Here is an 869-nt window from a genome sequence, read left to right on the forward strand (position 1 = left end):
GAGGAATGTCTCAATTCCAACACAGCCCGAATGATGTTTGCCAACAGTGAGTTTCTGCTGTTGTTTACCCAGTCGGCTTCCGATCAGCAGGAACTGTCCAAGCTGCTGAGGATCTCCAAAGCACAGATGGATCACATCAGTACATCTCAGGTGGGCAATGGTCTGATCAAAGTGGGCAGCAGCATCGTGCCCTTTAAAAATGTGTTCCCCAAGGACACCGACCTTTACAAGCTGATGACCACCAAGCCCGGTGAAGGAGAGATTTGAGACAGCATCGGAGAAACAGAGGAAGTTGACAAAATATCCTGAAAATTTTAAAATAAAATAGCCCTCCTGGAAAGGAGGGCATGGGCACTGTTGCATCCTGGCGGTTAGCTACTCCCTTGAGAAAGGGGGTGCTGCGAATGGGAAAAGAACGCTGGAAAGTGATCCTGCGTTTTGTGGTGTGTTTTCTCATCATCTTTTTGATGATGATCTACATATCCCCAAAAGCGTGTTAGCCGCCCGGCTGGACCCCGGACGGCTAACTTCAGAATTAGCTTGATTAGGGGCTGACTGCTTGCAGCAGTGCCCTCTCCTGTTTTTATTATAAAGTGATACAGCCAGCTTTGTCAATGTGCAAAGCTGGCTGTTTTCGTGGAAAAGAGGTGAAGCCATGCGAGATATCAAGATGAAAGAAAAGGCCGAACCCACGCTGCACACCTTGGAAAGGAAAGTGTGGCGGGTTAAGGATGCACAGGGACTCAGAATGCCAGTATCCAGGATCGGGCGAGAGATCGACCGCTTTGGAAGAAGTGGGAAGCAGGGCCTATCTCAGCTATCCCGAATGCGTCCGGAGCAGGGGAAAAAGCCAGAAGAATTCAATGCTC

General features: G+C 49.4%; 1 protein-coding gene and 1 pseudogene. Both read left to right on the forward strand.

Going from position 1 to position 869, the window contains the following annotated elements; translation table 11 throughout:
* Positions 1 to 267: pseudogene (locus tag KQI26_RS15120) on the forward strand (VirB4-like conjugal transfer ATPase); the annotation flags it as partial.
* A gap of 388 nt (positions 268 to 655) precedes the next feature.
* Positions 656 to 869 (forward strand): hypothetical protein (locus KQI26_RS15125; RefSeq protein ID WP_216505058.1); only part of this gene is annotated, 214 nt, incomplete at its 3' end.

The sequence above is a fragment of the Intestinimonas sp. MSJ-38 genome (genome assembly GCF_018917925.1).
In the GTDB taxonomy this organism is placed as follows: Bacteria; Bacillota; Clostridia; order Oscillospirales; family Butyricicoccaceae; genus Pseudobutyricicoccus.